Raw genomic sequence first — 6,197 nt, 5'->3', positions numbered from 1 at the left:
TCGAGGCCCGGCTCGGCGAGGTCCGCCCCGCCGGCGCCGTCTGGCTGGCCGAGGTCGAGGTCCGCAATCTCGGCGACGAGACCGCCGCCGGCGTCGAGGTCGAGGGCCGCCTCGGCGAGCAGACCGCCGGGGCCACGCTCGACTACGTCCCCGCCCACGGCCGCGAGACCGTCACCCTCGCCTTCGACGCCGACCCCCGCGGCGCGGTCGAGCTGTCCGTCCCCGGCTGGTCGGAGCCCTGATCCGCGATTGAACCCGCCGCCGCCGGGGGGTAGGGTCGTCCCGTTCTCCGGGGGGTCGCACGCAGCGGCTGAGATTGGCGTATCCGCCTGACCCGTCGAACCTGATCCGGGTCATGCCGGCGAAGGGATGGGAAACGCTTCGGTCCACGCTACAGGACCCCCCTGCCGACGCCGGCGGACCTCACACCGTTTGAGGCCGCCATGAACATCGCCGTCACGCCCCCCGCCCTGCCCGAAGAGCCCAATGTCGATCTGGCTCTGAAAGACGCCCGCGAGCAGGTGATGCAGGAGACCGGGACCATCCCGACCGGCGAACGCGCCGGGTCGCGCAAGGTCTATGTCGCCGGCGAACTCTACCCCGATATCCGCGTCCCCTTCCGCGAGGTCGCCGTCCACCCGTCGGCCAATGAGCCGCCGGTGACCATCTATGACTCCTCGGGCCCCTACACCGACCCGACCGTGACCATCGACATCAAGCGCGGCCTGCCGCTGGTCAAATCCAGCTGGCAGCTCGACCGCGGCGACATCGCGCCCGTCGAGAACCCGCGCGAGGTCAAGCCCGAGGACAACGGTCACGCCAGCGGCAAGAACCTCGCCCCCCGCTTCGACACCTCGCACCACAAGGTCTTCAAGGGCGTCGAGGGCCGCCCCGTCACCCAGTACGAATATGCGAAGGCCGGCATCATCACCCCCGAGATGGAATACGTCGCCATCCGCGAGAACCTGCGGCGCGAACAGACCGCCCCCTGCATCCGCGACGGCGAGGATTTCGGCGCCAGCATCCCCGACTTCGTCACGCCCGAGTTCGTGCGTCAGGAAATCGCCCGCGGCCGCGCCATCATCCCGCACAACATCAACCACCCCGAAGTCGAGCCGATGATCATCGGCCGCAACTTCCTGGTGAAGATCAACGCCAACATCGGCAACTCGGCCGTCCTCTCCAGCGTCGACGACGAGGTCGACAAACTGGTCTGGGCCACCCGCTGGGGCGCCGACAACGTCATGGACCTGTCGACCGGCCGCAACATCCACAACATCCGCGACTGGATCATCCGCAACTCCAGCGTCCCCATCGGCACGGTGCCGATCTACCAGGCCCTGGAGAAGGTCAACGGCGTCGCCGAGGACCTGACCTGGGAGGTCTATCGCGACACCCTGATCGAACAGGCCGAACAGGGCGTCGACTATTTCACCATCCACGCCGGCGTCCGCCTGCCGTTCGTGCCGATGACCGCCAAACGCGTGACCGGGATCGTCTCACGCGGCGGCTCCATCATGGCCAAGTGGTGCCTGTCGCATCACCGCGAGTCCTTCCTCTACGAGCATTTCGAGGACATCTGCGACATCATGCGGGCCTACGACGTGTCGTTCAGCCTCGGCGACGGCCTGCGCCCCGGCTCCATCGCCGACGCCAATGACGAGGCCCAGTTCGCCGAGCTGCGCACCCTCGGCGAGCTGACCAAGGTCGCCTGGGCCAAGGGCTGCCAGGTCATGATCGAGGGCCCGGGCCATGTGCCGATGCACAAGATCAAGGCCAACATGGATGAGCAGCTGAAGCACTGCCACGAGGCGCCCTTCTATACGCTCGGGCCGCTGACCACCGACATCGCCCCCGGCTATGACCACATCACCAGCGCCATCGGCGCGGCCATGATCGGCTGGTTCGGCACGGCCATGCTCTGCTACGTCACGCCCAAGGAGCACCTCGGCCTGCCCGACCGTCAGGACGTCAAGGACGGCGTCATCACCTACAAGATCGCCGCCCACGCCGCCGACCTGGCCAAGGGCCACCCGGCCGCCCGCCTGCACGACGACGCCCTGAGCCGCGCCCGGTTCGAGTTCCGCTGGGAAGACCAGTTCAACCTCGGCCTCGACCCCGAGACGGCCCGCAAATACCACGACGCCACCCTGCCGAAGGAGGCCCACAAGACCGCCCACTTCTGCAGCATGTGCGGCCCGAAATTCTGCTCGATGAAGATCAGCCAGGACATCCGCCGGGATGCGCAGGCGCAGAACGACGCGGGGGGTTCGCTGCTCGACGCCGAGGCCGGGATGGCGGAGATGAGCGCGAAATTCCGGGCCGGGGGCGGGGTGGTGGAGGTGAAGGTGTGAGCAAGCCGTTTCTGCAGAAGGGCAACGGCCATCAAATCGCCAACAGGCGAAAGGCCTTGGAGTTCGTCCGGGTGCACGTTGAGGGTTTGGAGGTTCTCAATGAGAATACCATCCGCCTCGAGCCCTACGGCGTCTGCCATTTTTCCGCTTACACGGATGATGTGGGAGCCATGATCAGCACACCGAATCGAGGGGACGACACCTTCGGTTCGGCGGACTGGCACTCGCGCGGGCGCATCATGATGTTTCGAGACTTCGGTGATGGCCGGGTGATGTTCTATATCTGCCCGATCAAACCGCTCTTCGAGCTTCGAACTATCGGACACCACGGCGTACGCTGGCCCGCCGTGCAAGACGTTGCGGAGATGAAGCAGGTGTTCAGAGCGTGAGCCGACACGACCGGGATTTGCGAATCGCGCCGAATGCCCGATTAATGTCCAATGCCTTTGGACCTGATTGAAATTTCCGCTGAAGACGCCGCTGCCGTAATTCAAACGGCAGAGGGCCAGTTCTCTGATGTGAAGAGCATCGGAATATCGCCAGCCAACTTGACCAAGACCATATCGGCGTTCGCGAATGCCGATGGGGGCGAACTATTCATCGGCGTCGACGAGGTTGGACCAGAAAAAACCCGCCGCTGGCGTGGTTTTGCGGATCAAGAGGCCGCAAACGGCCATATCCAGGCTTTCGAGCAGTTCTTCCCACTGGGCACTGATTACCAGTACGAATTCTTGGCTGCGCCTGATGGCGGCGGCATCATTTTGAAGGTGCAGGTCGCGCGGACCCAAGGGATCTCTTCTGCATCCAACGGTACGCCTTACGTTCGACGGGGCGCTCAGAACCTCCCCGCAAACAACCCGGAAGCGTTGCGCAGGCTGGAGTATGACAAAGGTGTCGCGTCGTTCGAAACGGAACTCGTAAATGTCCCGGTCGAGGTCGTTGTCGAGTCCGAGATCACCCAGAGATTCATAGCGGGCGTCGTCCCCGCCGCTGAGCCCGCGGCTTGGCTAAAGAAGCAAATTCTCATTCGCGACGGCCGTCCGTCCGTTGCGGCAGTTCTAATGTTTTCAGACGAACCGCAGGCCGCGCTTCCCAAGCGATGCGGCATCAAAATCTACCGTTACAAAACGAAAGAGGCTGAAGGCTTTCGAAAGGCCTTGGCCTTTGATCCCGAAACAGTTGAAGGGCCGCTTTACGATCAAATTCGTAATGCCGTTGAGCTCACAACTAAACACACCGAAGCCATTCCCAAAATGGGAGGAGCCTCTCTTGAGGCCATCAAGTATCCAGCAGAAACTCTGCACGAAATAATCACGAATGCTGTCCTCCACCGAGATTACAGCATCGCCGATGATGTCCACATCCGGATCTTTGACAACCGAATTGAAATTGAGAGCCCCGGTCGTCTCCCAGCACATATCACCGTGGAAAACATTCTCGCCGAGCGGTTTGCGCGGAATGGCGCTGTGGTCCGCGTGCTGAACAAGTTTCCCGAAGCCCCCAACAAGGACGTCGGCGAAGGCTTGAACACGGCATTCGCAGCCATGCATGAGCTAGGTCTGAAGGAACCAGTCATCGAGGAGCGGGACAACTCGGTTCTAGTTTCGATCAGGCACGAAGCGCTTGCGTCGCCCGAAGAGGCGATCATGAAATTCTTGGACGACAACGAAACGATAAAGAACTCGCAAGCTCGGGAAATCACTCACATCCGAGCGGACTACCAGATGAAGAATATTTTCGGTCGGATGGTTGACCGAGGCCTTATCGAACAGGTCCCCGGCACACGCACGAGCAACACGGCATATCGGAAAAAATAGCACCGGAGGTCAGTTCACCCCTCCCCCGCCATCCTCCTCAACGCCTCCTCAAACACCCCCGCCGGCTGCCCGCCCGAGATCAGCCACTTCCCCTCCACCACCACGGCGGGCACGCCGTTGATCCCGCGCGAGACCCACAGCGCCTCCGCCGCCCGCACCTCGGCCGCATAGAGGTCGTCGGCCAGCACCTCGACCGCCTTCGCCCGGTCCAGCCCCGCCGCCTCCGCCGCGTCGGCCAGCACCACCGCGTCCGTCATCGTCCGGCCGTCGGTGAAATGGGCCGTGAACAGCGCCGCCTTCAGCGCCCTCTGTTCCGCCGCCCCGACCGTCCCCGCCCAGTGCAGCAGCCGGTGGGCGTCGAAGGTGTTCCAGATCCGGCTGTCCGGCCCCATCCGCATTTCGAAGCCCGGCCAGGCTTCCGCCGCCCGTTCGGTGATCATGGCCCGGTTGGCCGCCGACTGTTCGGGGGTCGAGCCGTATTTGCGGCCGATGTGTTCGACGATGTTCTCGCCCTCGGGCGGCATCTGCGGGTTCAGCTCGAACGGCTGGAAATGGATCTCCGCCTCGATCCCCTCGGCCTTCAGCGCCGCCAGCGCCGCTTCCAGCCCGCCCAGCCCCACGACGCACCAGGGGCAGACGATGTCGGAGACGAAGTCGATGTGCAGGGTGCGGGGCATGGGGACACCATAGCAGTCCTCCCCCGATGGGGGAGGGGCAGGGGCGCGCTAAAGTCCTCCCCCGCCGGGGGAGGTGGCGCGGCGCTTCTTCAGCGCCGTGACGGAGGGGGCCCGACGCGGGGCTAGCGCCCTCGGTCGCGACGCGCCGCCGGCCCCCTCCACCATGCTTCGCATGGTCCCCCTCCCCCGAGGGGGGAGGACTTTTCGGGTCGCGACGTTCGCGTTAAACTGGTATGATGTATCCGCCGAAATCCACCATCGCGCGTGCACGGAAGCTCCGGCGGACCCTCACCCTGCCGGAGGTCATCCTGTGGCAGGCGATCCGGAGGCAAAGGCTCGGCGCCCGGTTTCGCCGCCAACACCCCGTCGGCCCCTACGTGCTGGACTTCTATTGCGAGGCGGCGCGTCTGGCGGTCGAGGTCGATGGGGTGAGCCACGAGCATCCCGACCGCATCCGGCATGACGCCCGGCGGACGGCCTGGCTGAACCTGCGCGGGGTTGCCGTCTGCCGGATTGCGGCCCGTGACGTGCTGGGCAATCTCGAGGGCGTTATGGTCAGTCTGAAGGCGCGCACCTGTCCTCCCCCACCGGGGGTGGAGGAAGGATCGCATGCGATCCGACGACGGGACCATCCGAAGGATGGTGGAGGGGGCTGACCACCCGCAGCGCGTCCCCCCTCATCCCCACGCCTTGCTCGCATACCGCTGATCGCCTACCCATTGAGGACCATCCTGGGGAGGATCCGATGTTCAAGCGCGTTCTGGCTATCGCAGCCGTCGTCCTGGCGCTCGCGGCCTGTGTGCCGGCGGGCGGCATTCCCGGCGCCGGCTTCATCGGCACCTTCGGCCAGCCGACGGGGGATCATCCTTCGCAGGTCAACGCCGTCATCACCCGCGTCGACGCCGGCGCCGGCGCGGCCCAGGCCGCCAGCTGCAGCGCCGCCCCGACCGGCGTCTGCGGCGGCTGCACCGCCGTATGCCCCGTCGGACAACCGGCGCGGTGCGCCTCCGGCGTGACCCGCTACGCCGCGCCCACGTCCGGCGCCCCCTCGATCTGCACCCGGGAAGCCGTCTGCGCGTGCGGCTAGGCCTGGTCGAACCCCTCCGACCGATTCTGACGCACCCCGCCCCTATCCTCCCGCGCCATCAACGAGGGGAGGACCGCGGATGGCTGACGGAACACGTTACGACGACATGGAAACTCGCCCGGGCGAGGGTCGGTGGGCCGCGCCCGAGGAGGTCTGGGCGGCGGTGCGCGTGGACTATCTGGCCGGGATGTCGGCGCCCGAGGCCTGCCGCCGCTACGGGGTCGGGCTCAGCGCCATGCGGGCGCGGGCGGCGCGCGAGGGC

7 protein-coding genes, 1 pseudogene and 1 riboswitch are annotated in these 6,197 nt (G+C 65.6%); of the genes and pseudogenes, 7 read left to right on the top strand and 1 reads right to left on the bottom strand.

Features of this window, described 5'->3' with window-relative positions; all coding sequences use genetic code 11:
- The 4 genes and pseudogenes from QQJ79_RS14435 to QQJ79_RS14420 all read left to right on the top strand — a co-directional run.
- Nucleotides 1-242, top strand: a pseudogene (locus tag QQJ79_RS14435) (hypothetical protein); the annotation flags it as partial.
- 38 nt (nucleotides 243-280) lie between these two features.
- Nucleotides 281-388, top strand: a riboswitch (TPP riboswitch).
- Nucleotides 389-524: 136 nt separating this feature from the next.
- Nucleotides 525-2,354, top strand: a complete 1,830-nt coding sequence (thiC, locus tag QQJ79_RS14430) for a phosphomethylpyrimidine synthase ThiC (protein ID WP_284223617.1) — start codon at nucleotides 525-527, stop codon at nucleotides 2,352-2,354.
- Entirely contained in the window at nucleotides 2,351-2,743 is a 393-nt protein-coding gene (locus QQJ79_RS14425; RefSeq protein WP_284223616.1) for a hypothetical protein, read from the top strand. Before thiC ends, QQJ79_RS14425 begins: the two co-directional genes overlap by 4 nt.
- A gap of 51 nt (nucleotides 2,744-2,794) precedes the next feature.
- Nucleotides 2,795-4,171, top strand: coding sequence for an ATP-binding protein (locus QQJ79_RS14420; protein WP_284223615.1), 1,377 nt, complete (start codon nucleotides 2,795-2,797; stop codon nucleotides 4,169-4,171).
- 14 nt (nucleotides 4,172-4,185) lie between these two features.
- Here QQJ79_RS14420 and QQJ79_RS14415 read toward each other — a convergent pair whose 3' ends face one another.
- On the bottom strand, nucleotides 4,186-4,848 hold the full coding sequence (locus tag QQJ79_RS14415; protein ID WP_284223614.1) for a DsbA family oxidoreductase: 663 nt from the start codon (nucleotides 4,846-4,848) through the stop codon (nucleotides 4,186-4,188).
- A gap of 233 nt (nucleotides 4,849-5,081) precedes the next feature.
- Here QQJ79_RS14415 and QQJ79_RS14410 point away from each other — a divergent pair, with 233 nt between their 5' ends.
- From QQJ79_RS14410 to QQJ79_RS14400, 3 genes are all read left to right on the top strand, one after another.
- Complete coding sequence (locus QQJ79_RS14410; protein ID WP_284223613.1) at nucleotides 5,082-5,504, top strand: endonuclease domain-containing protein; 423 nt, start codon at nucleotides 5,082-5,084, stop codon at nucleotides 5,502-5,504.
- Nucleotides 5,505-5,593: 89 nt separating this feature from the next.
- Nucleotides 5,594-5,935, top strand: a complete 342-nt coding sequence (locus QQJ79_RS14405; protein ID WP_284223612.1) for a hypothetical protein — start codon at nucleotides 5,594-5,596, stop codon at nucleotides 5,933-5,935.
- A gap of 79 nt (nucleotides 5,936-6,014) precedes the next feature.
- Nucleotides 6,015-6,197: hypothetical protein (locus tag QQJ79_RS14400; RefSeq protein ID WP_284223611.1), on the top strand; the 183-nt coding region annotated here is incomplete at its 3' end.

Source organism: Brevundimonas denitrificans, from assembly GCF_030160755.1.
Taxonomy (GTDB): domain Bacteria; phylum Pseudomonadota; class Alphaproteobacteria; order Caulobacterales; family Caulobacteraceae; genus Brevundimonas; species Brevundimonas denitrificans.
Note: the sequence above shows the minus strand (reverse complement) of the source record. Positions and strands in the feature narration are given on the sequence as shown.